General features: G+C 64.0%; 19 protein-coding genes. 7 read left to right on the forward strand and 12 right to left on the reverse strand.

Features of this window, described 5'->3' with window-relative positions; genetic code table 11:
- Positions 1 to 25: 25 nt before the first annotated feature.
- The 3 genes from V5E97_RS07745 to V5E97_RS07755 all read right to left on the reverse strand — a co-directional run bounded on the left by V5E97_RS07745 (position 26) and on the right by V5E97_RS07755 (position 4299).
- The gene (locus V5E97_RS07745; RefSeq protein WP_406698746.1) at positions 26 to 2578 is read right to left on the reverse strand and encodes a WD40 repeat domain-containing serine/threonine protein kinase; all 2553 of its coding nucleotides are present in this window, start codon (positions 2576 to 2578) and stop codon (positions 26 to 28) included.
- Positions 2575 to 3186 (reverse strand): ECF-type sigma factor, encoded by a 612-nt coding sequence (locus V5E97_RS07750; RefSeq protein ID WP_406698747.1) that lies wholly within the window; start codon positions 3184 to 3186, stop codon positions 2575 to 2577. Before V5E97_RS07750 ends, V5E97_RS07745 begins: the two co-directional genes overlap by 4 nt.
- Before the next feature lie 414 nt (positions 3187 to 3600).
- Entirely contained in the window at positions 3601 to 4299 is a 699-nt protein-coding gene (locus tag V5E97_RS07755; RefSeq protein WP_406698748.1) for a hypothetical protein, read from the reverse strand.
- Between the two features lie 580 nt (positions 4300 to 4879).
- Between V5E97_RS07755 and V5E97_RS07760 the strand changes: the two genes are divergently transcribed.
- The 3 genes from V5E97_RS07760 to V5E97_RS07770 all read left to right on the forward strand — a co-directional run bounded on the left by V5E97_RS07760 (position 4880) and on the right by V5E97_RS07770 (position 8363).
- Positions 4880 to 6079 (forward strand): DUF1559 family PulG-like putative transporter, encoded by a 1200-nt coding sequence (locus V5E97_RS07760; protein WP_406698749.1) that lies wholly within the window; start codon positions 4880 to 4882, stop codon positions 6077 to 6079.
- 616 nt (positions 6080 to 6695) lie between these two features.
- Positions 6696 to 7823 (forward strand): WD40 repeat domain-containing protein, encoded by a 1128-nt coding sequence (locus tag V5E97_RS07765; protein WP_406698750.1) that lies wholly within the window; start codon positions 6696 to 6698, stop codon positions 7821 to 7823.
- Between the two features lie 180 nt (positions 7824 to 8003).
- Positions 8004 to 8363, forward strand: a complete 360-nt coding sequence (locus tag V5E97_RS07770) for an STAS domain-containing protein (RefSeq protein WP_406698751.1) — start codon at positions 8004 to 8006, stop codon at positions 8361 to 8363.
- A gap of 144 nt (positions 8364 to 8507) precedes the next feature.
- Here the strand turns inward: V5E97_RS07770 and V5E97_RS07775 are convergent, their stop codons facing one another.
- A complete protein-coding gene (locus V5E97_RS07775) occupies positions 8508 to 9557 on the reverse strand; it encodes a DUF1559 family PulG-like putative transporter (RefSeq protein ID WP_406698752.1) in 1050 nt (349 codons plus the stop codon).
- A 773-nt stretch (positions 9558 to 10330) separates the two neighbouring features.
- Between V5E97_RS07775 and V5E97_RS07780 the strand changes: the two genes are divergently transcribed.
- Positions 10331 to 11212 carry a GntR family transcriptional regulator gene (locus tag V5E97_RS07780; RefSeq protein ID WP_406698753.1) on the forward strand — a complete coding sequence of 294 codons (882 nt, stop codon included), beginning with the start codon at positions 10331 to 10333 and terminating at the stop codon, positions 11210 to 11212.
- A gap of 6 nt (positions 11213 to 11218) precedes the next feature.
- Here the strand turns inward: V5E97_RS07780 and V5E97_RS07785 are convergent, their stop codons facing one another.
- The 8 genes from V5E97_RS07785 to V5E97_RS07820 form a co-directional block, all read right to left on the reverse strand.
- Entirely contained in the window at positions 11219 to 11503 is a 285-nt protein-coding gene (locus V5E97_RS07785) for a hypothetical protein (protein WP_406698754.1), read from the reverse strand.
- Between the two features lie 56 nt (positions 11504 to 11559).
- Positions 11560 to 12333, reverse strand: a complete 774-nt coding sequence (locus V5E97_RS07790) for a class I SAM-dependent methyltransferase (protein ID WP_406698755.1) — start codon at positions 12331 to 12333, stop codon at positions 11560 to 11562.
- 77 nt (positions 12334 to 12410) lie between these two features.
- Complete coding sequence (locus V5E97_RS07795) at positions 12411 to 12923, reverse strand: hypothetical protein (protein WP_406698756.1); 513 nt, start codon at positions 12921 to 12923, stop codon at positions 12411 to 12413.
- Between the two features lie 162 nt (positions 12924 to 13085).
- Positions 13086 to 14483, reverse strand: a complete 1398-nt coding sequence (locus V5E97_RS07800; protein WP_406698757.1) for a hypothetical protein — start codon at positions 14481 to 14483, stop codon at positions 13086 to 13088.
- 161 nt (positions 14484 to 14644) lie between these two features.
- Positions 14645 to 17002 carry a TRAFAC clade GTPase domain-containing protein gene (locus V5E97_RS07805; RefSeq protein WP_406698758.1) on the reverse strand — a complete coding sequence of 786 codons (2358 nt, stop codon included), beginning with the start codon at positions 17000 to 17002 and terminating at the stop codon, positions 14645 to 14647.
- 165 nt (positions 17003 to 17167) lie between these two features.
- On the reverse strand, positions 17168 to 18154 hold the full coding sequence (locus V5E97_RS07810) for a hypothetical protein (RefSeq protein WP_406698759.1): 987 nt from the start codon (positions 18152 to 18154) through the stop codon (positions 17168 to 17170).
- Between the two features lie 582 nt (positions 18155 to 18736).
- Positions 18737 to 20005, reverse strand: coding sequence for a histidinol dehydrogenase (gene hisD / locus V5E97_RS07815; protein WP_406698760.1), 1269 nt, complete (start codon positions 20003 to 20005; stop codon positions 18737 to 18739).
- A 38-nt stretch (positions 20006 to 20043) separates the two neighbouring features.
- Entirely contained in the window at positions 20044 to 20688 is a 645-nt protein-coding gene (locus V5E97_RS07820; RefSeq protein ID WP_406698761.1) for an RraA family protein, read from the reverse strand.
- A 476-nt stretch (positions 20689 to 21164) separates the two neighbouring features.
- Between V5E97_RS07820 and V5E97_RS07825 the strand changes: the two genes are divergently transcribed.
- The 3 genes from V5E97_RS07825 (at position 21165) to V5E97_RS07835 (ending at position 24749) form a co-directional block, all read left to right on the forward strand.
- Complete coding sequence (locus tag V5E97_RS07825; RefSeq protein ID WP_406698762.1) at positions 21165 to 22283, forward strand: mandelate racemase/muconate lactonizing enzyme family protein; 1119 nt, start codon at positions 21165 to 21167, stop codon at positions 22281 to 22283.
- A 300-nt stretch (positions 22284 to 22583) separates the two neighbouring features.
- Positions 22584 to 23366 carry a class I SAM-dependent methyltransferase gene (locus V5E97_RS07830; RefSeq protein WP_406698763.1) on the forward strand — a complete coding sequence of 261 codons (783 nt, stop codon included), beginning with the start codon at positions 22584 to 22586 and terminating at the stop codon, positions 23364 to 23366.
- A 207-nt stretch (positions 23367 to 23573) separates the two neighbouring features.
- On the forward strand, positions 23574 to 24749 hold the full coding sequence (locus tag V5E97_RS07835) for an SGNH/GDSL hydrolase family protein (RefSeq protein WP_406698764.1): 1176 nt from the start codon (positions 23574 to 23576) through the stop codon (positions 24747 to 24749).
- Positions 24750 to 24751 lie beyond the last annotated feature (2 nt).

The raw sequence follows: 24751 nt of genomic DNA on the forward strand, positions 1-24751 counted from the left end.
GCTCACCTGGGCGAGTTGTTCCCCGTTATTCTCCGACAGCCACACTGGCGTTGCGGGGCTTGCCGCGCTCTGGCGGATTGGCGTCCCAGATCACGACCGTCCCATCGGCGGCGGCTGAAATCAGGGCTCCGCCGTCGTGGCTGAAGGCGACTCCCCAGACTCGGCCGGCGTGGCTGTTGAGGCTGATGATTTCCAGGCCAGTCTCCGCCTCCCAGAGCTTGACGGTTCCATCCCAGCCCGAGGTGGCGAGTCGCAGGCCGTCGGGGCTGAACACTACCCGCTCGAGGATACCGGGGGGGTGGTCGATCGCCAGGACTTCCCGGCCGCTGACAACGTCCCAGACCTTGACCACTCCTGAGCCGCCGCCGGGGGAGCCGCTGGTCGAGGCGACGCGTCGGCCGTCCGGGCTGAAGGAAACGCTGAGCACGTGCTCGCTGTGTCCGCGGAACGATTGGATCAACCGGCCGGTCGTGAATTCCCAGACCTCGGCCACACTCGACGTTCCCCCCACGGCGATCCTGCTTCCGTCGGGACTGAACGTGAGCCGCGTAATCTGGCCGGCGCCCGTCGGGATCACGCGGACGGTCGCTCCGGTCTGCGCGTCCCAGATCCTGAGCGTGTCGTCCCAACTTCCGGTGGCGATCCAGCGCCCGTTCGGGCTGAACCTCGCGCAGCGAACGTTGTCCGTATGCCCCTTGAGGACATGGATGATCCGTCCGCTGGCCGCGTCCCAGACGATCGCCGTTCGATCCGCGCTCGCGGTCACCAGACGCGCCGCGTCGGGACTGAACGCCACACTGTAGAGCCGGGCCGTGTGTCCGTGGAGCGTGTGTCGTTCCCGCCCCGTGGTGGTGTCCCAGATCTTGGCGGTGAGGTCGAAGCTCGCCGAGGCGACGGTCCGGCCGTCGTGGCTGAACGCGGCGTCCCAGACCTCGCCGGAGTGGCCCCGGAGGGTGATTGGTCCCACGTTGAGGAATCGTTTGAGATAGTGCCACTCCCAGCCGCGGAGGTCGGGGGGGCAGGCGTCCAGGACCTGCTCGGCGCGGCCGATCCGACCGCTCCGGTGCTCGTCCTCCGCCAGCGCGATGCGCTGGTAGTAGGCGGATTGCCGCTCGCGAAAGAGGTCGTCGGTCCGCTCCTCGAGTGCCTTGATTTTTCCTTGGAGCGCCGCTTCGGTCAGCCGCTGTTGCCGGGCGATCCGCTCGTTGGTCAGGACGAGCTCTTCCTTGTCGAATCGTTCGCGACCCAACGACTCGAGAATCTGCTGGCGTTCCTGACTGATGATGACGTTGGTGATCGCCAGGACGACCGTGAGAAGAACCGTCGACAGGACGCTGGCCGCCGACAGGGCCGCGATCAAAGGACGCCGCCGGGCCCACTTGAACCCGCGTTCGATCGCGCCCACCGGACGGGCGAGGATGGGCTCGCCGGCCGAGAATCGACGCAGATCCTCCGCCAGTGCCTCGGCCTCGGCATAGCGTCGCTGCGGATCCTTCTGGAGGCATTTCAAGACGATCGTTTCGATGTCGAGGGCGAGCCCCGGCTGAAGCTTCGAAGGGGCCGCCGGCTCGGCCGAGCGGACCTGCTCCAGCGTCTGGAGCACCGTGGCCGCCTTGAATGGCGGGCGGCCGGTCAACTGCTCGTAGAGCACCGCCCCCAGCGCGTAGACGTCGACCGCCGGCCCGACCGCGCGCTTTCCCCCCTCGGCCTGCTCGGGGGCCATGTAGCTCGGCGAGCCGATGATCGAGCCGGTCTGTGTCAGGCCGACGTCCGCGCCCAGGCTCTTGGCCAGGCCGAAATCGGTGAGCTTCGGCAGTCCCTCCACCGTTAAGAGGATATTGGCCGGCTTCAGGTCGCGATGAACGATGCCGAAACTGTGCGCGTGCTGCACGGCACGCGCCAGCGACTCCACGAGTCGGGCGGCATCGCGGGCGGGCCAGGGGGTGCCGTCGAGGCGGTCCGCCAAGCTTCCCCCGGGCACATATTCCATCTCGAGAAAGGGCCGGCCGCCGTGATCGCCGATGCGGTAGATCTGGACGACTTGCGGGTGCTGGAGCTGGGCGACCGCCTCAGCCTCGGCCAGAAACCGCGCCGCGGCCTCGGGCCCGGCGAGGTCTCCGGCCAAAATCATCTTGAGGGCGACGAGCCGGTTGAGCCCTTGCTGACGCGCCTTGAAGACGACCCCCATCCCTCCCCGACCCAACTCGCAGAGGACCGTGTAACCGGGAATCGCCGGCACTGGACCCGGGAAGCCGGTGAACGAGGGAGTCTTGCACTCCTTCAACTCCGGCGCCTCCTCAAAGGCCGAGACGATCAACGCCGCGTCGGCCGGGAAGTGCCGTAAGTAATCCTCGGGGGCCGGCCGATCACCGGCCCGTCGGCGATAGGCGAGGTCGATGACGAGCAACTCCCGGAGCATGAACGGGTGATCCCGTCTCTCCTGGTCGCTCAGGTAATTCTCGACCGCCGGCCGTTGGCCCGCCTTCCAGGCCTCCTCGAACCGGTCACAGACACGCTCGAGGCGGCCGACCTTCGAGGGAGACGTGGGCGTGAAGTCGGGTGAAGCCGGCTCGATCACAACGTCGTTCCTCCGGTCCAGATCAGGCGGATCGAGCGGAGTTTGCGCTCGACCGTTTGCTCGATACAGCCCAGCCGCTCGGCGATCTGCTTGTTGGTGTACCCTTCCATCTTCCAGAGCGCGACTTCACGCAAGGAGTCGTCACCCAGGAGGCCCAACAGCCGTCGGAATTCCTCGGCGGCCTGCGCGGCAAATTCCGGACCCGGACCCGGATCGTACGCCTCGTGGGAGGCGGCCCCCGAACCGTCGGAGAAACTGAGGACTTTCCCTTCGCCGCGTGACTTTCGCCCCTCGCGGCGCATCAGGTTGATGGCCTTGCGTTCGGTGATGACGACCAAGACTTGCCAGAGGTCGTCGCGATCCGAGAGCCGGGCGAACTGCCCCTGCTCGGCCCGCCTGCAGAAGCTGTCGAATGCGCTGAGCGCCACGTCTTCTTCGTCCGCCGCGCCTCGCGGTGCTCCACCGATCTTGGCCCGCGCGAGACCGACCAGGCGTTGGATGTAGGTCGTCCAGAGCCGCTCGGCGGCCCCGTGGTCACCCCGCTTGAGCATTCCAATGCAATGTGTGATCGAATTCGCACTCGCGTTCGCGGATGACAATCGGGGCATCGACTCCATCCTCGTGAATCGGCCGGATCGAAAGGGTGGGCTCATTCTAAGGCCTCCAGCGATCCGCCGCAAACTCCCAGGACCGTACCAATTCCAAACGACGTCGAAAACGCAGCCCCTCGCTGGAAACACCCACGACGAGATGAAGAAGTTACGATCATGACAGTTCGATTTGGTTCCGTCGGATGAGGATCATTGGCGATAAAATGACATCAGTGGGACGGGGTATCCGAACGAATTCCGAAGTTCTTCGTTGCTCGTGCCAAGATCTTGGGCCGGTTGGCCGGGCAATTCCCTGGGATGGAGACTTTTTCGCCTCTCGCGACTGGTCGGTTGATCCCGTTCGCAGTTCAACGGTTTGGGTAGGTCGTCCTCACCGATCGATTCCAGGGCTCCGTGGGCCCGAACGACTGGTCAGGGAGATCGCTTGGCTAACTTGGCGATGTAGTCGGGATTGGTGACGACCTGCCCGGTCGAGCGGAGGCGGTACTCGGCTTGTGGGGCCTTCTCTAGCCAGGAGGGGTCGCCGGGAAGGACCAGTTGACGTCCATCGGGATCGCAACTGACGACGATTCCCTCGTTGAAGTCAACCACCATGATTGTTCCGACGACTTGCTCCTGGCGTTGCAATTGGCCACTCTGCGTGAGGTACGTGATGCCCAGCAGCAGGGTTCGGCCGATGTACTGATCTCCGAAGACCTCGATCGTCCAGCGGATCCGAGCCTCGTCGAGGCGGTAGGTGAGTTCCCACTCCCGGGGGACTCGAGAATTCGTCAGCGGGGCGAAGTTTGGCTCGGCCTCGTAGTAAGTCTCCCCCTCCTCGCCTTGCAAGACCGTGAGCATCCAGGACGTCAGGAGCAGCGGGTCGGTCACGACCTGCCCGGTCGATTCCAGGCGGTAAGTGCCACTGGGGGCGGGGCGAAATGCCGCCATGTCGGTGGGGACCCAACGCAGCTCACCGTCACCGTCGTCGTCGAGACGGACCCAGGTGGTGGTGCCATCCGTTCGCTCGATCACGCCATGGAATTGCTCCTGCCGTGAGACTTGTCCTTCGGTGTCGAGATAGGTCAGGCCGACGAGGACGTCCAGGCCCACGAGGTCTTGCGGTCGCATTGGAGTTCACCTCCTCGGTCCCGACCTCGCATCAATCGGTTCTTTGATTCTCCCGGTTCAAGCGAGCCGGCCATGCGGATCGTATCTGCTTCCGGATCGAAGCGTGCTTTGGATCAAGGCCTAAGGAATCAATGATATCCAATCGCCGCCCCTGACCCTAGGGATTGCGGTCGGTTGCGTCCCTGAAACCACCTTGCCGCAGCCGTTCAATTCGCGGATACCTTCACGATATTTCTGTAACTTGACAAAACCGATCGAGAAAATGATGAATGGTCTTGACCCGGAACGCAATCTGGAAATAATGGCGGCAGTTCGCAAGGAAGATGCGGAGTTGCTGACACCCTTTTCTTCCTGATCGCGAGATTGGGGTCGTGAGTGCGAACGTGTTGAAGAAAGAACAGTGACCACGTCACGAACCAGACCTGGTGACGGTCGGTCGATCGACTCAACACTGGCACTTGATCCCGAACGATAAAAAGCGGCTGACTCGTTCCACGAGAGGCACGTTGATCTCCTTTTTTTCTTTTTTCGTGGCGCCGACTGGTGCAACCAGAGGTGCGCGAAGATCTTGGAGTCGCGTATGCCATTGCTGCGTCAGAAGATTCGGCCCGAGTGGGTTTCTCATCCCGCCGACCTGATTTCGCCGCGAAACCACGTCTCAGGTGTTCACCGTCGCGTCTCGGTCGCACGGGGACGGAGCGGGTTCACTCTCATCGAATTGTTGGTGGTCATCGCCATTATCGCGGTCTTGATCGGCCTGTTGCTGCCGGCCGTGCAGGCGGCCCGCGAGGCGGCGAGACGGATGCAGTGCTCGAACAACCTGAAGCAGATTGGCTTGGCCCTGCATAATTATGAAAGCACTTATGGCAGCTTTCCGCCGGCCGGTCTTCCGGTCTGGTCGGCGACCACCTCCGTGATCCTTCACAATGCCAGCTACAGTGCCCAGGCGCGGCTGCTCCAGTTCATCGAACAGGGAGCCATTTTTAACTCGATGAATTTTAGTTACGGATGCTTCAATTCTGTTGATAGTTATGGTAATGCGGCCAATGCGACGGCGACCGATAAACGCCTGAGTGTGTTCCTCTGCCCGTCCGACACGCCGCCAAACTACACCGTGAACCGAATCAAGGGCCAGAGCTTCCGCGCGCCTGGGACGAACTACTTTACCTCGACCGGGTCGACGCTGGAGCACGATGGAAGGCAGACCGGTGGGCCACCCAACGGCGTGTTCAAGTATGGCGGGGTGTACGGCTTCAGTGACGTTACCGATGGAACGAGCAACACGATTGCCTTCGGTGAGTGGATCATCGGCAGCGGCAATCAGAACGTCCTTTCGATCCCCTCGGATATCATCTGGATGACCTCGTTCCCGGCCGGAGTGACCCGCAACACGGCGACGATGAGCCTCCCCCTGGCGAATGCCAACAACAACCTATTCACCTGGCTTCAGAGTTGCCGAGACCAGGCGGCGCCGGGGTCCGCGACCCGGAACGCCGGTAGTGCCCAACTCGGTCAGGCTTGGGCGTTCAACCTGCCGGCCTATAGCATTGGCAACACGGTCTTGCCGCCGAATTCGAAATATCCTGTCTGCATGACAGCACAGCCGGGCACGCAGAATTCCCCGGGCGCCTACGGACTTGCCAGTCGTCACCCCGGCGGAGCCAACATCGTGCTGGGGGACGGCTCGGTCCGGTTCCTCAAGGACAGCACGAACATCAACGCGTTCTGGGCGCTCGGATCACGTAACGGTGGCGAAATCATCTCGGCCGACTCGTTCTGAGGTTCCGCTCACCAGGAGCGATCCGACTTTGATGAGTCCGCGACGCTCGCGGAGCGGCCATCTCGCCGAGGTTTGAGACCGCCAAAAGGGGCAGGAGCCGGTGATCGCACCCGCTCCTGCCCTCATCGTTTTTTTCAACGATCCGAGAAGGAGCGAAAGAACCGAGGATTCCTGCGGTTTTCGCAACGGGTTGGTTTGCAGTCGCACGGCCGGCCCGGCCGTAATTCCCTTGGTTACGGTTTGTGCCTCTGTGCGAGGAATGCCGAAACGCCCGCACACGGCCCTTGGCCCGCCCCCTCCACGTGGAAAGCCGCCTCGGCCCCCTCTGCCGCGGGCCCGCAAGTGTTTAACAACACCTCTTGAGTTCGTAACGGTTCGCATTCGTGACGTTGGCGGAGAGCTCAAGAGGTGGGATGCGGGCCTGGCGGGGGGAATTTCGGGGATCGACTCGAACTTTCTCAGATTGCGCGCTGGGTTCTGGGGACGGTTGGCGAGTTCCCGTTGGCGGAAGAGAGCCTCAAAAAAATAAAGAGGCTTCCACCCCACCATTCGCGGCCGGCATGGATGGCGGCCTGATCACTTCCCTAACACTATTCGCGTGATCGAGGTGGCGGCCATGGGACCGGGGACCGACGCTTCCGCGGTGACCCTACGGGGTCGAGGGATTCGCGGGGCGAGTCTGTTCGGTGGGGGTGGGTTCCGGCCGAGGGGTTTCCTCTCGCCGGAGTTATGCGTCATCGGGGCGATTGTCGTGATCCTGGCGGTTGGTCTTTCGCTCTCGGGGCAGGCTGAGGCCGAGCAGGAAGGCCAGCGCGCTGAGTTGGGCTTCCATGCGTCGCCGGTCGAAGGGGTGGCCGTTGCGCCCGACGGGCGGACGGCGGTCTCGGCCAGTCGCGATGGGGCGGTGATGATCTGGGACCTGGCTTCGCGACGCGCGCGCCGGGTCGTCGCGCGGACCATGGCTGGGTTCTCGAGCGTCGCGTTCGCTCCCGATGGGGCCTCCGTGGCTGTGGGGGGGCTGTCCGATGGCGTCATGATCCTGGATGTCGCCACCGGGGCGACCTTGGCCTTGCTCGCTCAGTCCGATGGGGCAGTCAGGGATGTCAAGTTCTCTCCCGATGGGGCCTCCTTGGCGGCGGGGGGGGATGATGGGGTGATTCGGATCTGGAATCTCCGTTCAGGCCGGCAGCCCTTGGTACTTCGGGGGCACACCGGGCTGGTCGCGAGTCTGGCCTTCGCTCCCGACGGCCAAACCCTGGCCACGGCGGGGATCGAGGACGGGGTGTTCCTCTGGGATCTCGGCACCGGCTGCATCCGCAAACGGCTTCAGGCGAACGCCGGCATGCTCTCGTCCCTGGCCTTCACACATGACGGTCGACTTCTGGCCGTCGGTGGGGTTGGGTGCATCACCCTTCATGAGCTTGCGACCGGCCGATCGCAAACCTGTAAGTGTCCCCAGGGAAGAGTGACGGCGGTTCGCTTTCTGCCTGACGGCCTCAGCCTGGCTTCGTCGGGTTTGGATGGCTCCATCGCCTTCTGGAGCGTCACTCACGCCGAGATTCTGCCCAGGTTCACCCTTCGCGGTCACAAAGGAGGGGTTAAAGCCTTGGCGATGTCTCCCGATGGGACGACCCTGATCTCCGGCGGCAACGACGATACGGTGAAAATGTGGGTTCTGCCTCGCGAGTCCGATCGTCTCGAAGCCCAGTCGGACGGAAAACCCGCGAAAATCAAAACAAGCTGATGCCGAATCCTCGTGAGGGGACGTGGCCCGAAGAATGCTGATGACTTTAGAGTCAGCGAATTTCGGTTTTTGAGATGTATGGAAATGAGATGGATCGGTGAGTCGGGCTCGGATAGAGTCGCGGTCGAGAATCGGCCGTATCTCGTTCCTTGCGAGTTTGACCCGACCGGAGCCGCTTCCATGTCTCAAGATATTACCGATCACCTCCAACTCACGTTCCTCAACGGCGTCGCGATCATTAGTATCACGACCCACTACCTTCAAGACGAAGATGTCATCGAGACGGTTGGTTCGGAACTCCTCGGGCTGGTTGAGAAATGGGAATGCACCAAGGTGCTCCTCACCTTCGAAGGAGTTCGGTTCGTCTCCAGCTCGATGCTCGCCCAGGTGATGAAGCTGCACAAGAGGCTCGCCAAGACCAAGGGACGGGTCAGGATCTGCGGACTGAATCCGACGCTTCGAGAGGTGCTCCGGGCCAGCCAGCTCGACCGGCTTCTCGAGGTCTTTGACGACGACAAGGCCGCGCTGGCCCGGTTTTGATTTTGATTTCGTCGTCGTCGTTCGTAGACGCTCCTGCCCCTCTGAACGGGTGCAGGCCGAGCTCAAGGGAATCAAAGGGCCTCGCTCACCGACATAAGAGGTGAGCCGAGGTCCCTTGACCTGATTTTCTCGAGCTTCGCCCACTCAGAGCGCATCGGCCGAGATGATCTCGCCGCCGTTCCGGGTGCCAATGCCGTACCAGGTCGCGAAATTCACGGAGCTCTTGACGAATCGGACCGAGCCGTCAAGGAACGAGACGTTCGCCCCTCCCGGGTGGTAGGAGCTGACGGAGACGAACCCATCGTAGAGTTCCGAGCTGATGGTCTTGTTCAGCGTGCAGGACTTCATGTTGGGCGGCGATGCGTGGACGTAGCCGCCGCCTCGACCGATGGGAGTCCGGATCCACTGCATGCCTTTTGAGTCGTCGGCGAACGTCGCGCTCTTCTGACAAATCTGGCTCAGCGCGAGGTCGGGGGAAGGTTGCGAGAACCCCGCGCACCGATCGGTGAGTCCATAGATCATGTGCAGCCCATCCTGAGTCAGACTGCCACGGCCCTTGACCGTCTCGGAGACCATTGCCGTATTGCTCGTCCCGTCGGTAATCGAGGCGAGGGTCACGGTCGAGGTGGCCCCGTTGTCGACGGTGGTGGGATTGCAAAGCTTCATCCGGCTGACGCCCTGATAGTAGGTGGGGCCCAGCAGCATGTTGCCATGGTTGACGAGGGGCGGGCCCAGGTTTTCGACGTAGTTGGCCGAGGTGTAGGCGGCGTTGGGCGTGTTTCCGTCCGACGGGCAGAGAAACGTGCTGACCGTGATGTGGAGGAGCGTTCTGTTGGTGGAACTTGGATCTGCCGTGCCGCCCGCGGTGTCCGAGGTTGTGGCGCCGAAGGAGAAGTTGATGCAGTTGAAGATCGCCTGCTGCTCCAGGAACGGAAGAATCCGGGCCTTGAACGAGATGGTCTGAGTGCCGAGCGCCCCCGAGACGTACGCCCCTGAAGGGGGGAGCGCTCCGCCCGCGTCGTTGTAGTTCTGGACGGCCAGGGCCATCTGCTTCAGGTTGTTGACGCACTGAGAGCGGCGGGCCGCCTCACGTGCCGCCTGGACGGCAGGCAAGAGCAGCGCGATCAAGACGGCGATGATCGCAATCACGACCAGCAATTCAATCAGGGTAAAACCGCGCCGAATGATAGGCATATGATCGATCCAGAACGGGCCAAGGAAATTAATCGAATCGTTCGCCCACCTGCATGAAGACGTGAGTTCAGCGACGCCTCGAAAGCGCCTTTTGTTTTCGAGGGACGATCCCTTTCGGCTCGCAAGTCCACACGGATGACGGAAAGACGAACGCGAGGGCGTGCCGGGTGGATTCCCTTCTGGCTCAGACTTTCGCCATTGGTCGGGGACCGACCCGCAATTCGGGAGACTCGCGACTCCTTGGGCGGACGGCCCTGGGCGGATCGCACAAGCCCTGGGGGTGATCAAAAAAAAGGCCGGGGTCAGGCGCTCATTTTGCCTTGGGAGGCGGGGGCAATTCCTCGGAATTGGCCTTGGCCCCAGGGGGTGCCGACCCCGGCCCCGACGTCGCTGTGAGATTCTGCTCGTTGTCCTCGTTACACCCGGAAACACCCAGGAGGCAGAGGGCCAGAACCGTGAGCCTCATCGGCCGATAAACGCTTGGCAGCATTGTCATCAACCTCGTGGAATGGCTGGGACGGGAAAACCATCGAACGGATCGAGATCCGTTTCCACAGCCGGAAGGGCAGTGAGGACGAAGACGTTGTCCTCCGCAACCCCGCGGCTCGTTCTGTCGCTCGCAATGAAATCAATGTGTGATAGGAGGCGGAACTCGCGTTGATCATAGAAGGGGCTGAACGTTGTGTCTATATAATAATCGTGGATTCTACAGAATCGTCCCGTTGATCTTCTTGGCCGAGCCCGATTAAGATGAGTCCTGTCGTACTCTCGAGATGAGGCGAGATTCAGAAGGTTCGGGCGAGTTGAGGGTTGACTTCGACTTTCGTCCTCTTCATGATCCCATCGCGTCGCTTCGCGACCTCAGAGCCCTGGTTGTCATTCCGCTCATGTCGACATCCGATGGGAACAAGTCTTTGAAGTGCGATCACGGCCTTCGTCGCCGGGTGATCGTGCAGTCGTTGTTGGTCGAGGTGTTCCAGGGGCGGCTTCGCGCAGGGCAGCACCTGGTCACTCAGGAGTTGGCCGACCGCTTTGGGGTGAGTCCGACGCCGATTCGCGAGGCCCTGGTGGCGCTCGAGGGAATTGGCATCGTCGACCTGCTCCCCAATCGGGGGGCGGTGATCCGCCGGGTCACGATGGAGGAAGTGGGCGAGATCTGTCAGGTCCGCCGGGTCCTGGAATGCGAGGCCACGCGCAGTGCCTGCGGCTGGATTGCGCCTGCCGACTTGCGATCGCTTTCCGGCGCCCTCAAGGAACTGCTGGCCAAGGCGATCGCGCCTGGCCCCGGCTTTCTCGATGAGGCGGGGGCCGTCGACAGCCGGCTGCACGACCTGATCGCCTCATCGTGCCGCAACAGCTTTTTGGCCCATGAGCTGGGCCGGCTGAAAATTCTCTTCCGCGCCTTCCGCGACGTGACTTACGCCCGGGACGGGTCGCGCTTTAGCTCGGGCCGGTTCGAAGCCGAGGCCCACGAACACCTGGCGATCGTCGAGGCGCTCCTGGCCGAGGACCGCAAGGCTTCGGTCCGGGCGATGTCACGGCACATCCGGATGTCGGTCGAGAACTGGAGCCGCACGCTGCCGGACGTCAACGACGCGGGACCGGCGACCGTCACGGCGACTCCGGCCAAGCCGCGATCGAAGCGAGGTGCCTGAACCGGCTCAACGGCCGGTCGCAGCAGGTGCCCCGTCCTTGGTCTCGGAGGAAGTGCGAGGTCCGCTCCTCGGGCCGGGCATCGTCAACAAGGCAGCCATGAGGAGGAGCACCACGAGCGCACCCACCGCCCAGAGCGTGGCCTTCTGGCCGGTCGATAGCGGAGTGGGCTCGGTCGTCGCCAGGTAGTCGGCGAACGGTTTCCGAGGGCCGAAACTCTGTTCCTCTTCAAAGATCTCGCGCTTCCGCGCCTTGATCGATTGTTCCTGCTCGCGCGGGGCTTGGGGGGCCATTCGGCCTCCTTTGCGGTGAAGCGGTTCGGTTCGGTTGAGGTACCGGGTTCAGGCGACTAGGGACGGGCCACGAACGACCAATCCCAGCTTCTCGGATGATCGGCAAAATCGGTGCCGCCAGCCATGCTTTCGTCCCATGGGTAAAGGACCTGGCCGAGCTCAACCGAGGAGAATCCAGCCTTGGCCATCCGATGCCGGATCTCGAACGGTTGCCAGAACTTTTGCCGCAGGCCAAGGAACTGGAATCGACCGAAGGCGAACTCGTAGTACTGGTGCTCGGCGTGGAACGCGGCGGACCGTTCGGCCTCCTCGATCTCGAGACCACGGTCGAGGGCCTGATCCATCAAGAGCATTGTATGATAGTGGATCGCGTCCATCGACGGGAGAACGCCGAGGAATTGGCCTCCCGGTCGGAGGCTGGCGCGGATGGCGCGCAGGGTGCGGTCGATCTCCCGGACGTCGGGCATGACCAGCGAGTTGATCGCGACCACCACGTCGAACTGGCCGGCGTAGTCGTCGAGGTCGTGCATGGCGCGCGTCTCGAAGGTCACCGTGTCGGCACGGTCTTCGACCCGAGTGCGGGCGCGCGCGATCATGGCGGGGGCGAAGTCGAGCGCGACCACCCGGCCGAACTGGTCGACCAACCGGGGTAGGAGTGGGCCGGTCCCACAACCGAGATCCGCCACCGTCCGCGACTGGGGATCGGGCACCGCGTCCAGAGCGGCCCAGATCGGGTTCTCGACGGACGGGTTGAGCGCGTCGAGAAACAATTCGTCATACCGCGCTGCGTGGCGGCTCCACTGGCGATCCTGATCCTGAGTATTTTGCACGGGACAGAGAGTTCTCCGAGGGAGCGAGGCCGGTCGATTGATCGGTCGATCGATCGGGCCTGATTCCCTGGGTGGTTTTATTGGAGAGAAGGCTTGGAGCGTGGTGGATTGGGGACGAAGCGAACAACGTCGATGGCGACCGGAAGCGTTGCGCCGACAATATCTCGGCGGTAGCTCCGGGGGTATCCGTACTTGAGATCAGGAGTAAACAGGAGTACCGCCTTCGATCCTTTCGCCTGGCCGAACGGTCGGTCGGTCCCCAGTTGGGCATGTTCCTCGGCCATGGTCAGAAAGAGGCCGTCGACCCCGAAATACTCAGGCTTACCGGGATGGAGCTCGACGGTTCGGCCATCAGGGAGCACCTGCTCGAGTCTCCGGACCCGGCCGTTTCTTACCGTGACGCGGTAGTAGGCGTTATTCGTACCCGCGCTCGTCCAATCGAGGTCGTAGTCATCGATTCCCGCTTGCGACCAGACCTTCCGCGCCTTGGCGATCGACTGCTTCGTGACTTCCTCGCCACCATTACAACCCGCAAAGGCGAGCAGGGGAATCAGCCAGAGAAGTCGAATCGCTCGCGGAAGTCGGGTCATGGTCGCCATACCGGGTATTGTAATCGGAACCTGGTGAGCCCGCACTAGCCCGTCAGGAAAGTCATTTTCGGGTCCCCCAAGGCGCTTGCGGCCATGCCGGTTTTCACCTCATTGTCAGTCGGCCAGATTGGATCGGCGCGGGGCTGAAGACTCAGAGATCGGTCAGCGTCTTGGGATTCGGCTGAGGAATTTGCGATAGTCGGCCAGCGCGGGATGGTTCGCAACCAGGGGTGTTTCGCGGAGGGAGAAATCCACGGCCAGGGCGTGGGCCAGGGCGTGAGGGATCTCGGCCGGGGAGCGGCGCAGGGCGGTCGATTCGTCGTCGAGGTGGAACGACCAGGCGAGGGTATCGAGCTGCCAGCGTAGTGGTCCGTTCTGGAAGCCGGCCGGCAATGCGCGATCAGGTGCGAAACGACGCGTCTGCATATGCCACTCCAAGGCTAAGCCCCGATCGCGGCTTGAGCCGGGAGCGGACTCATCCTGGAGCTCGGCCAGCTCGGCCGACGAGAGCCAAGGGCCTCGATAGCGGAGGCGATCGGCCAGCGTCGTCATCAGGGCGGCCGGATCCTGGCTCGCTGGGTCTCCCGCAACCTTGATTCCGAATTGCTCGGCCAGGATGACCAGCCCCTCGGCCACTCGGTTCATCTCGTCCGGGGAGGTGGCTTCGGCTTGATAACTCGAAGCGTCGGGCGCCGTGCCGGCGAGCGAGGCGGTGGCCGGCCCGTCGGTCATCGGGGCGGCCTCGTGGTGTTCCGGGCGGAGGACGATCCCGAGAGCCGCGCCTAGCAGGAGGGCGGCCAGCCCGAGGATCGGCATCGCACGTTTGAGCAGAGTGATCCCACGCCCGGTCTGGTGATGGTTGGCCGGTACTTTTCCCGGGGTGGCGTCGAACCGCGTGAGGTCGACGTAGGAGGCGTCGAACTCGACTCCGGTCAGACGGGGCAGGGCGACGAGGTCGAACTGATTGCCATTGCCGAAGGCCCAGGTGGCCACCGAGGCACGGCCGCGGACGGAGAGCGGCAGCAGGCTCCAGACCTGCCGGGCCAGCGCGTCGATCGGGGCGGGAGTCTGGAGCGCCACGCGCCCTCCCCGCCCCAGGATCGCGGCGATTGACTCGGCCTGACTCCCAGCCGGCGGTGGCGAGGGCTCGGCCGGTTCAACCAGCCCGATGCCGGTTGGCAGTGTCTGGGTCTCGGCGGTCCAGTCATTCCGCAGGAAGGAGGCGAAGTCGAACGGATTTCCGCCCGCCCGACGATAGTCGTCTGGGGCGAGGAAAAGCGCATGGAACGCCAGAGCGCCCGGTCGGCCGCGGTCGTCCTCCCCCTGGGGGTTGACGCCCACGATCAGCCAGGGGCCTGCATCGAGCTTGAGCGCGAACAAGGCGTTGGCTTCGCTCGCTCCGGGGGGCCGCTCGCCAAAGTGCTGGCAGGCTGCGCGGAGGCTCACCAGCCACTCTGGCTGGCATCCTGGCGAATGCGCCAGGATGGCATATCCCCGGTCCCAGAACGGGAAGCTGCCGTAGACCGCCTGCTCGTAACGGATTTCAACGGGTCTGGTCAACAGGTTCGCGATCGTCGTCTCGCTCCCAACGCAATCAGGGAATGGTGATATGGGAATCTGCCCACTTGTAGGGTGGGCACGGCCCACCAGGTTTTGCCCCCGAAGGTGAACAGGCACCAATGCCCGCCAAGCCCCTTTACGAGAGGCCCGGAAATCGCGTTTCAATCAGGCTTGCTCAAGCGGGGCATCTGGAAGCTCGAGGTGAAGACGAGGCTGGTTTTGCCCCCCTTGGCCGGCTTGAGAGTGCCCGTGAGGTTGCGCATCGCGAGGGGGTCCCCTTTGCGACTGTTGAGCGTGAAGACGGTGGAGTCGGACCAGTCATGGTCGATGATCCGGACGGTGACCGGGTCGCCCAGCTTCCAGCGGATCGGGCGTGAGAAGGTGTAGTCCCAGATCGGCTGGTGGGAGTTGCGGACGACCGGGGAGGGACCGTAAGTGATTCCGGCGACCTCGATGACGACCCCGAGGTCGGGTCCGCCACTGAGATATTTGCCGACGTCGGGCTCGACCACGCCCCGGCGCAGGGTGACGCGATACTCGCCGGGGACCGAGACCTTGTCCCACCAGGCGAGGTACTGGCGGGCGTCGGTCGCGTAGCGGCCCTCGCGATGGTCGCGCAGGTAGGTGCGGAGCCGACGGGCGACCTCGGCCACGTCGTCCGGGTGGGCGAGCAGGTGGTCGTACGCTTGGCGGTAGGTGTAGGTGTCCCACTCGCGGAGGACCCGGTCGCGTGCTTCGGTCGCCTCGCTGATGTACCGGCCGCCGGTCTGGTGCGCTTTGAGGTAATCCTGGTAGCGCTCGATCCGGGTCGCGAAGTTCGTCGGATATTGCTGGGAGTATTGCCGGGCGCGGTCGATGTCGCGGCTGTCGAGCCGGGCGACGTAGCCATCCAGCCGGTGCTCGACGTCGCCCCGCCACTCGCTCCGGGGGTGATCGGCCAGGAACTGTCGGGCGCGGTCGATCAGGTCGCGGAAGTCGGCGTTGGGAAGAACTTCGGAACGGGTCAGGTCGTCGAGGAAATGGCGGTCGGCCGCCGACTCCCGCGCGGTGATGCGGGCCTTCAGCGAGTCGGCCAGGACCTGGGCTTCCTCGCGGTGGGGGGTGTCGGCGAAGTCGCGAAGGAACGTACGGAGAGCGGTCAGCGGCTTCTCCAATTCGTCCCCAGGCGCGAGCGCTTCGGCCCTGATTTCATCCCAGAGCCGGTCGTGCCGCACCTGGTCCTGGGCGTGCTCCACCTTGCGGATGGCCGATACGAGCTGAGGGGCCCGTTCCTTCACACTGGCCAATTTACTTCGGAGCTCGGGGCCGTCGGTGCCGAGCGCGACCTGGACCTCGGCCGCCTTGACCGTCCACTCGGCTTCCTTGAGGCGGGCCCGGCGGTCGAGGCCGGGCCAGATCCAGGGGAGCGTGGGGTGCCAGGCGAGGAGCTCGGTCCAGCGGCGGGCCACCGCCGGCGCGGGTTGACTGCGCTCGAAGGCCAGGGCGTTGCGGAAGCCGAACGCATCGTAGCCGGCCAGGGCCACGGCACCAAACGCCGCGGCGGCCGTCGACCGGAAGACGAGCCGGCGGAATCGACGGCGGCGGAGCGTTTTGAGCCGAGCTCGGAACTCGACCGCGCTGCTGGACTTCGGATAGCGCCGACCGAAGGCGTCCACGCACCGGGCGAGGCGAGGGAAGTCGTCGGGGACGAGGTCCCAGAGCCATTCGAGCTGATCGCGGTCGACGGCTTCGAGCTGCTCGGCGAGCCAGCCGAGGGGGCGTTCCAGTCCGAGCGGGTGGAGCTCCGCGGGGGGGCGTCCCCCTTCGGCGCCTCGGCCGTAAGAGCTGACCGCGAAGATCGCTCCCCCAGGCGCGTGCTGCGCCAGGGCGTGCCGGGTCATCCCGTATCGCGCCTCGACGAGCCGCTCGACTCCCCAGGTCGCGGGGTCGTCGCTCGAACCGGGGCCTTGCTGACCGGTCTGCCCCCCCTGGACGCTCGCCAGGACCCGGTCGAACTTGGTGAGCAACAGCGCGACGGGGCGGCCGGTGGTCCCGTCCTCGGAACGGTCGATGTACCGCTCCAGCAAGTTCTCGATCTCCTGCTGCCTGCGCTGACGTTCGGCAGGACTGGCCGGTCCGTCAGGGTCGAGGCAGAGCAGCACGGCGTCACAGTCGGCAAAGAACGCCTGGATCGGCTCGTCGGAGCCGAGCGTGACGTGTTCCCCTTGGTAGTCCTTGACGATCAGGTCGAACCGGGCCGCCCCCTGATAGAGGTGCAACCTCAGCTCGGTCTCGGCCAGGGTCCCCGCCGGTGGTTCCCCCGACTCGATCTGCCCGATCTTCTCGGCCAGATACTCCGCGCTCGCCGGGTTGGCCGCCGCCATCCGCAAGCCCGGCACCTGCCCGGTCGAGGCCTGGCGATAGAACATCGCCAAGAGCGTCGTCTTGCCCACGTTCCGGTGGCCGAACAAACCGATCCGCTTCGGACCGGTCAGCCGACGCTCCAGGGCATCAAGATGAGTCTTGCGACGGTTCGCCATGGTTCCCTTCCTTGCCCTCAATCCGTTCGCTGCTCGCTCCGCCAGCCAGGATTCACACAATCAGACGACGTGCTACTTCTTATGTCGGACTTTACGATCGATTCCATCCGCCGCGAGATCTTGACCCTTCGCGATTCCAGCCGGGAAACTCCTGCGGCCTGGCGTTCACACCGCTCGCGCGGATCGTTTCCGATTCCGGACCAAGCGGATCGGCCAGGTCAATGGCCGGAATAGCCAGCGGGTGGGCAGGCCGAGGATGACCATCACGGCCAGGACGACGACCAGGCCGGCGGCCACCATGCCGAGCTTGCGGAGCAGGGGGGCGTTCAGGCCGTAGGTGGCAAGGGCCTGGCCGATCGTCGACTCGAGGCCGCGGGCCGCTCCCCCTCCCAGGGCGCTGGCGAGCTGGACGCCCGCTTTGGCGAACTCCTGGACGGCGAACTCCGTGGCGCGGCCGGCGTAGTCGACGAATTGATCCGGATCGGCCAGGAATGCACCGAGGACGCCCGCGGCGAGCAGCTTTTTCTTGTGCGGCAGAACCGTGTCGGTGAAGAACGTCCAGCCTCCCCGTCCGGTCTTCCGCAGGACCCCCAGGCTCTCCGGTCCTTCCTTGGCGAGAACTTCGGCGACGTCGTCTCCGTAGACGCGAACGGCGGAGAGGCCCTCGGTGCCGAGGCGGCGGATCATCGTTTCAGCCTGGTCGGGGTAGCGGCGGGCGAGCCGCTGGGCGGTCTCTCCCATCTCGACGACCAGCCGCTTCTCGGCCGGGGCGAGTGCGGAGAAGGTGCGCGCGGCCTCGGGGTCGTGGGGCAGGAGCCGGGCGAACTTGGTACGGAGCAGGGCCTCGGAGGGTTGGTCCACCCGCCGGCCGACCCGGGCAAGATCGTCGTACCGCCGGGCTACGATCTCGAGCCCCTCGTCGGCCTCATGGGCGAACAGTCGGCCGGCGCTCCGGGTCGCGGTCGCTTCGGCCCCCGCGGCGACTCGCCCCCCGGCCTTCGCTTCGAGCACGACCTCCTGGACGATCTCGTCGAGCCAGGAAAGTTTGCCCGCCTGTGCGGATTGGAGGGGGGCTAATGTCGCCACGAACGAAATCACAACGAATGCCAGGAAGGGCATCGTTGGTCGGTGACGTTTGCGGGTGAGAGACATCGTGGAAGTCCTCTTTTATCTTCGGCCGTGCAGGGAGGCGCCCCGCCGCGGTTCACCAGTATCATTCGTATTTTGGAGCGAATTTATTCGACGAGAACGGGGAATCGGATCGGCTGTCGCGATCGATCGAGGCTGTCGGGGCCAGTTGCGAAGGGGAGGCTCTTGGGAGAGATGTCGAAGCGCAAGTGGCTGGAGAAACTGAGTTTGCGGGGTTCCTTCCCCTCTCTTCGCACGAGTTGGAACGCCCTCCAACAATCGCCAGTCTCTCTCCTTTGGCTTGTCAGATCGCGTGGTTCGGACTCAATCTTCGAGATCCGGCGCGAGGGTCGTATCCCGCCTTCTCGTGGAGGGTCCGGCCCACTTCGTTGAAGATCCTCGCCGCGCAAACCATCACAGCTCTATTATACCGCATGAGTGTCCGGCCGGCCAGTTTCGCCGTGACACTCCTTGGTTCCGAAGCCGTGCAGGGAACGCGTCAGCTCCCTGGCTTTGCATCCGACAGGCAAAGGAGCGTCCCACCGGCTTTGCTGGTTACTCGAGAGGGCAGGGGCCAGAGCCCCGTAGTCACTCTCACGTGCCTTGTCAGACCGAGTAACGATCCACGCGGACCCGCGCTGTGATCGCGTGGGCCAGCATCCGCTCGATCTCGCACTGGCGTTCGGTGACCGCCCCCACTTCACGGCTCGCCTCGGGGGTCATCCGCTGATAGGTGCACGTTTTGAGGAACTTTCCCACCCAGACCCCGCCGGTATAGCGCGCGGCCCGGCTCGTGGGCAGAATGTGGTTGGTGCCGATCGACTTGTCACCGTAGGCGACAGTCGTTTCTTCGCCGATGAACAACGAGCCGTAGTTGGAGAGGTTCGCGAGGGCGTACTCGGGATCTTCCAGGTGAAGCTCGAGGTGCTCGGGGGCATAGTCGTCGCTGAGGGCGACGGCTTCGGCCGGGCTATCCGCCACGGTGACGATCCCGTTGTCGCGCCAGGAGAGAGCGGCGATCTCGCGGGTCGGCAGCACGGCGAGCTGCTTCTCGACCTCGGCGATGGTCTGCTGGGCAAAATCCTCGCTCATGCAGATCAAGTAGATCCCGCTGTTCGGGTCGTGCTCGGCCTGGCCCAGGAGGTCGCAAGCGACCAGGGCCGGGTCGGCCGAGTCATCGGCGATGATCGCGATCTCGGTCGGGCCGGCGAGCAGGTCGATCCCGCAACGGCCGAACAACTGCCGCTTCGCCTCGGCGACGAACCGGTTCCCCGCGCCGACGAGCATGTCGACCGGCTCGACTCCGCCGAGGCCGAACGCCATCATTGCCAGGGCGGGAACGCCACCCAGGATGAAAATTCGATCCGCCCCTGCCTTTTTCATGGCGTTGATCGTGGCGGGATAGTACCCCTCCCCTTTGACCGGGGGCGTGCACGCGACCACCGTTTTGACCCCGGCGACCTTCGCCGGAATGATGCTCATCTGGGCCGAGCCGAACATCGGGTAGCGCCCGCCCGGGATGTAGCTGCCGACCGAGTTGATCGGGATGTGCCGATGCCCCAGGATCACGCCCGGCCGGATCTCGACCTCGAGCGGGAGCATCGTGGCGAGCTGTGCCTGGGCGAACTTGCGGACGTTCCCTTGGCAATAGTCGGTGTCTTCGATCAGGCGTTCCGGTAACTTTGCGAGAATCGAGTTCACTTCGCGATCGTCGAGCTCGAACTGATCTGGGTTCCAGTCATCGAACCGCTGACTGTATTTGCGGACCGAGTCCATGCCGCCGCGTTCGAGGTCGAGGAGCATCTCGGAGACGACTTTCGCGGTTTCCTGATCGTTCTCGAAGAGCCTGTGCCCGCCGTTCTTGATGACCTTCATCGGCAAACTCACTCCACGCGTCGCGTCGGTTTGGAGAGTCAAAGGACCCCGAATTCGTCGAAGACATCACGCAGGCTCCGCCCGTTGAGCAGCTCGCGCCGCGAGTCATTTTCCTTGCCGATCTTGTCGGCCGCGAGCTTGATCACCTCGTCCTCAATCGGGCGTGGGATGACGACAACGCCGTCGAAGTCGGCGAAGACGAGTTCGCCAGGGTTGACGAGGACGTCGCCGCACCGCACGGGGACGTCGTAGGCCATCACACGCCCGCGTCCTTTGCTGTCGACGGGCCGGATTCCGGCGTGGAAGACCGGGAACTTCATGGCGATGATCTGCCGGCAGTCGCGGATCAGGCTGTCGCAGACGCAACCGGCGACCCCTTGGCGCTTGGCCAGGGTGCTCATGAGTTCGCCCCAGGGGGCGTTCGTACCCCCGGGGTCGGTCGAGTGGACGACGACGTCCCCTGGCTTCAGCGAGTCCATCGCGTCGATCTCGAGGCCGTACGGGTCGTCCTCGACGACGTAGTCGGTCTCCATCCAGCGGAAGGTCCGGGCGCGGCCGACGATCAGGGATTGGTCGGGATCGAGCGGTCGAAGCCGCTGATGCATGGCCTGTCGGCGATACCCGAGGTCATCGAGAATGTCGCAGACGGCCGCGACGTGGAGGGACTTTCGGATCCACTCCATGCGCTTTGAATCATCGGTTGCAGGCTGCATGCGTCCTCTGCGTCTCCTCTGTCTGGTGCTCAGCCAGGCCCACAATGACGCGCCGGCCGCCTTTGAGGTCGACCTCAAGGAGCACATTCTTGCCGGACCTCGTTTTCGAGCGTACGAGTTGCTGACATTAAAACGATACGGTTGCCCGACCGCCACTCTTTCGCTTTGGGCGTAACCAAGGCCGTGGGCCTCATTCTTCTCCTGCACGTCTCGGTTTCTTTCTTCAACTCTTGCAGGGCAGAGGGTCGGATCCTCAGGCTCTTTTTTGGCGAATGGCTTCAGGGGCTTGAGGTTCGCTTGGCCGAAGTGGGAGAATCGTCGACCTTCCTCGGGATCGCCGCCTTGGGGCCGGGAGCGTCTCTTCGCGTTTCCAGTGGTTGAGGCCTCGGTTCGAGGAGAACGGGACTTAAAAAGAGACCGTCTCCCATGGTATCGGAAGCGAATTCATGAGCTTGCTTGTTCGTCGAATCACCGCCAAGGTTGTGGATCATCCTGTTCGCTCGAAGGGGGCCATTGTCTCCTTTCTGGGACGGCACGAGGCCTCTCACTACGTCACCCTGACCGTCACGGGAGACGACGGCCAGCACGGCTATGCCGAAGCGGCGACCGCCCCGATCTGGAGCGGCGAGGCGGCCGAGACCGCGGTCTGGATGCTCGAAAACTACATCGCTCCCCAACTCGTCGGCGCCCGGTTCGACCACCCGTCGGAGGCCGTTGCGATCCTCGATCGCAGCCTGCACGGCAACTCGTTCATCAAGTCGGCCGTCGACATCGCCCTCTGGGATCTCTGGGCACGCTCGCAAGGGGTCTCAGTCGCGAGCCTGGTCGCCGACCGTGAACCGGTCAAACTGATCCCGACGCGCGTCAGTATCGGCTGCTACCCACCGGAAGAAACCGTGCAGCTCGCCGTCGAGTTCTGGGAGGCGGGGGTCCGCACTCTCAAGTTCAAAACGGGCAAGCCTGGAATCGACGATGTGGCGCGGCTGCGGGCGGTCCGGGACCGACTTGGTTCCGAGCCGGTTTTCACCATCGACTACAACGGTGCCCACGCGACCGCCGACGAGGCGGTCCGATCGATCGAGTCGCTGACCCCCTTCAACCTCTCGCTCGCCGAGCAGCCCACGCCACGGGATCGGATCGGCCTCCTGGCCGAGGTCCGCAAGCGGGTCTCGGTGCCGATCCTCGCCGACGAGGCGGTCTTCACCCCCGACCACCTCAGGGAGGCGCTCGACCGCGACGCCTTCGACGTCCTCTCGATCTATCCGGGCAAGAACGGTGGGTTTACCCACTCGCTCGCCATGGCGAAACAAGTCCATGCGGCAGGAAAGGCCTGCGCGATCGGGTCGAACCTCGAGACCGACCTCGGCCAGGCCGCGATGGCCTGCCTCGCCTCCAGCCTGACCGTCTTCCCGGTCGAACGCTACGCCTGTGACCTGATGGCCGCCTTGTTCTACGAAGCGTCCTCCGTCACTCCGCCCATCGCGTTCCACGAGGGACGGGTTGAAGTCCCGACCGGTCCTGGATTCGGAGTGGAGCCGCTTGGCACCACGCCACCACGAGACTGAGGCCCGCGCGAGGCGGCGAAACCAACCTCGTCCAGGATTTGGATGGGGACAAAGGTCTCCACCGGTCGTAACGTCGCCGGGACTGCTGAGGGCAGTCCTGAGCGGCGATGATCGGCCCGGCAATGACCGGGGCTTGAGGAGGAAACCGATGAGTTGAGGCTTGGCGACGGCCAATTGCCGGCGGTGTGCAGACGCTCAACGAACGGGCCAGGGCCTGTCGGCGGCGAGCCATGTAGAGGTCTTTTCGATTGCGAATGGCCCGAGATATGCCGGAAAATCTGATCCGTGCGGAGAGCGGCGATGAAGAATTCAGAGAATGCGATCCACCGTGCGGCGGCTGACGGTTTTCCAAGAGCGGCCGAAGACTACGTGCGCGGTCGGCCGGACTATCCACCTGAGATCGTCGACTGGTTGCGCGATCAAATTGGCCTCCATTCGGGAGCGACCGTCGTGGATCTCGGCGCCGGTACCGGGAAATTCACGCCTCGCCTGGTGGAGACAGGGGCGAGGGTGATTGCCGTCGAACCGATTGCGGAGATGCTCAGTAAGTTGGCCGCTGCATGGCCCCAAGTCGAAGCACTCGCCGCCACGGCGGAGTCACTCCCGTTGCCCGACGCATCAGTCGACGCCGTCGTCTGCGCCCAGGCGTTTCACTGGTTCGCCACCCGCGAGGCGCTCGCCGAAATTGATCGCGTGCTGAAGCCGGCCGGCAGACTCGGACTGGTTTGGAACATGAAAGATGAGCGCGTTGGCTGGGTCGCACATCTCGATCAAATCATGAAGCAGGTCGAGGGCGACACGCCTCGCTATCAGTCGGGTGCCTGGCGAGAATTGCTTCCATTTCCAGGATTTGGCCCGTTATTCGAGCACCATTTCCCCCACGGCCACATCGGCACACCCGAAGACGTGATTATCCACCGGGTAAGGTCGACGAGCTTTATCGCAGCTCTCGCTCCCGAAGAGCGGGCGACGATCGAGGATCAGGTCAGGGCATTGATTGCCACAGCGCCGGAACTGATCGGCAAGGACCTGGTGACGTTCCCCTATGTGACCGTGGCTTTCTCCACCGTGAAGGTCGATTGAGCTTTGGCCTGCGACGGCCGTCCACGGTGCCACTTCGCCCTCTCGATCGCCGATCTGGAGCCCTTGTTTGTAATCAATCTTGGTAACATCCGTAGCCCAGTCCCGCCGCTCGCGCAAGCGGATTCTCGCCTTTGTCGCCGAGCGAGGGTAAGCTTGGGGGCCTACCGTCCTTTATCCTCTTCCCGGTGAAGGTCCATGGGGCAGTCGATGCTCTCCCGAATCAGAATCGCCACCTGTTTCCTCGCTGTGATCGGTTCCAACTTGGCCGTTGCCGGCGGCGTACAGGCTCAAGAGGCTGCCAAGCCCGAGTGGACCTACTCAGGGGAGCAGCTCCGCCCCTTCTGGTTGGGTGAAGTCATGGAGGGTGAGTCCGTCCTGTTCATCAAGGACGAGAAGTCGGGCGAGGCCCGCGCATCGGTGCTCTTCCCGATCCGGAAAGTCCTCTCCGTCCGCAGTTCGACGGGCGAAGTCCAGTTCGAGGAGGGCCGGGACTACATCTGGAAGGCGGGCTCGAGAGAGATCGTGGTCCCGCCGGGCTCGCGGATCACGTCCTCCACACCCGAGGCACTCCGCCGGCCCGCGAAGAGTCAGCCCTATCAGCTCACGCACCGGGACGGGAACGGGGAGATCTATTTCGGTGGGAAGCTCGAGTACCACGAGCTTCAGACCATCATCAGTTACTCGCACGCACCCGGCCTCTGGACTTCGCCGGTGCCGAAGTTCGATCCGAAGGCCCTTCCGCTTACGATCGACAAGCTTCAGAAGCGAGAACCCCTGAAGATCGTCGTGCTCGGGGACAGCATCTCCACGGGGTGCAACGCATCGGGCTGGGCGGACGGAAAGCCGTTCCAGCCGGCCTACCCGGAACTCGTGAGCAGGATCCTGCACGAGCGGCACAAAGGTCGGGTGGAGGTCGCCAACCTGTCCGTCGGCGGGATGGACTCGGCGTGGGGCCTGACCATGGTCGAGAAGGTGGTCGAGGCCGAGCCGGACCTCGTCCTCCTCGCCTTCGGCATGAACGATTCCGGCAGCAGGCCCGCCAAGGACTTCCAGGACAAGATCGCCGCGACAGTGAGGGGCATCCAGGAGAAGCGGCCCAAGGCCGAGTTCATCCTCGTCGCCACAATGGTCGGCAACCCGGACTGGGTCGCACTCAAGCAGGAGCTCTTCCCGCAATACCGAGACGCCCTCGCGAATCAGTGCGGGCCGGGGGTGGCGCTGGCCGATGTCACCTCGGTCTGGGGTGAGTTCCTCAAGCTCAAGAAGGACTGGGATCAGACCGGCAACGGCGTGAACCATCCCAACGACTTCGGCCACCGCGTCTATGCGCAGGTCATCTCCTCGCTTCTGATCCCGAGCGTCGAGGCAGTGGGCGAGAAGTAGGC

The sequence above is a fragment of the Singulisphaera photorubra genome, from assembly GCF_045290345.1.
Taxonomy (GTDB): domain Bacteria; phylum Planctomycetota; class Planctomycetia; order Isosphaerales; family Isosphaeraceae; genus Singulisphaera.

What these genes read in the sequence shown, in the direction of transcription:
- hisD (WP_406698760.1), bottom strand. Translation starts at nt 20,005, where the DNA reads ATGAAGGTCATCAAGAACGGCGGGCACAGGCTCTTCGAGAACGATCAG.
- V5E97_RS07805 (WP_406698758.1), bottom strand. Translation starts at nt 17,002, where the DNA reads ATGGCGAACCGTCGCAAGACTCATCTTGATGCCCTGGAGCGTCGGCTG.
- V5E97_RS07795 (WP_406698756.1), bottom strand. Translation starts at nt 12,923, where the DNA reads ATGACCCGACTTCCGCGAGCGATTCGACTTCTCTGGCTGATTCCCCTG.
- V5E97_RS07785 (WP_406698754.1), bottom strand. Translation starts at nt 11,503, where the DNA reads ATGGCCCCCCAAGCCCCGCGCGAGCAGGAACAATCGATCAAGGCGCGG.
- V5E97_RS07825 (WP_406698762.1), top strand. Translation starts at nt 21,165, where the DNA reads ATGAGCTTGCTTGTTCGTCGAATCACCGCCAAGGTTGTGGATCATCCT.
- V5E97_RS07775 (WP_406698752.1), bottom strand. Translation starts at nt 9,557, where the DNA reads ATGCCTATCATTCGGCGCGGTTTTACCCTGATTGAATTGCTGGTCGTG.
- V5E97_RS07770 (WP_406698751.1), top strand. Translation starts at nt 8,004, where the DNA reads ATGTCTCAAGATATTACCGATCACCTCCAACTCACGTTCCTCAACGGC.
- V5E97_RS07780 (WP_406698753.1), top strand. Translation starts at nt 10,331, where the DNA reads ATGAGGCGAGATTCAGAAGGTTCGGGCGAGTTGAGGGTTGACTTCGAC.
- V5E97_RS07830 (WP_406698763.1), top strand. Translation starts at nt 22,584, where the DNA reads ATGAAGAATTCAGAGAATGCGATCCACCGTGCGGCGGCTGACGGTTTT.
- V5E97_RS07750 (WP_406698747.1), bottom strand. Translation starts at nt 3,186, where the DNA reads ATGCCCCGATTGTCATCCGCGAACGCGAGTGCGAATTCGATCACACAT.
- V5E97_RS07755 (WP_406698748.1), bottom strand. Translation starts at nt 4,299, where the DNA reads ATGCGACCGCAAGACCTCGTGGGCCTGGACGTCCTCGTCGGCCTGACC.
- V5E97_RS07760 (WP_406698749.1), top strand. Translation starts at nt 4,880, where the DNA reads ATGCCATTGCTGCGTCAGAAGATTCGGCCCGAGTGGGTTTCTCATCCC.
- V5E97_RS07810 (WP_406698759.1), bottom strand. Translation starts at nt 18,154, where the DNA reads ATGTCTCTCACCCGCAAACGTCACCGACCAACGATGCCCTTCCTGGCA.
- V5E97_RS07835 (WP_406698764.1), top strand. Translation starts at nt 23,574, where the DNA reads ATGCTCTCCCGAATCAGAATCGCCACCTGTTTCCTCGCTGTGATCGGT.
- V5E97_RS07765 (WP_406698750.1), top strand. Translation starts at nt 6,696, where the DNA reads ATGGGACCGGGGACCGACGCTTCCGCGGTGACCCTACGGGGTCGAGGG.
- V5E97_RS07820 (WP_406698761.1), bottom strand. Translation starts at nt 20,688, where the DNA reads ATGGAGTGGATCCGAAAGTCCCTCCACGTCGCGGCCGTCTGCGACATT.